The organism is Tamlana crocina, assembly GCF_012037625.1.
In genome coordinates, this window is the sequence record NZ_JAAVJS010000238.1 from 1 (window position 1) to 450 (window position 450).

Annotated in this window: 1 pseudogene; it reads right to left on the bottom strand. The window is 39.1% G+C overall.

Annotation, left to right across the window (positions count from 1 at the left end):
• Positions 1 to 436, bottom strand: a pseudogene (locus HC176_RS16495) (hypothetical protein); the annotation flags it as partial.
• Positions 437 to 450: the final 14 nt, after the last annotated feature.

Genomic DNA, 450 nt, shown 5'->3' on the forward strand with positions numbered 1-450 from the left:
TTTCCACAGGCAGCGCCTCCCATTGATTCCCGGTAATTATAAAAATTCCGTCATCACGGGTAACTGCAAGTATTTTATCGGTATTATATGGGAAAAGACCAATAATGCTTTTATTCTGAATTTTTTCATTAGAGACAAAAGATCGCCCCACCCCGTCTTCAATAAGAAAGAGTCCTTTTTCAGCTTCCTGATAATAGATCCGGTCGCGAACCTTGAACAGATTGGAAATATTTCTTTCGGTAACTACAACAGTTACTTTACCTGAATTCTTATTAAAGCTGTATAAGCGTTGATGGCTCTGAAAAATTAAATGATCTCCAATTTCTTTTATATCCCAAAACTGCTCCCCATCGATCAATCCTGTTTTTACTGAATCCTTTAAAGAAAAATAGCGGAGACGACCATTTTCCCGCTCACGCCAGTAGCCAAATTCCATGTAGGAGCCCGTGT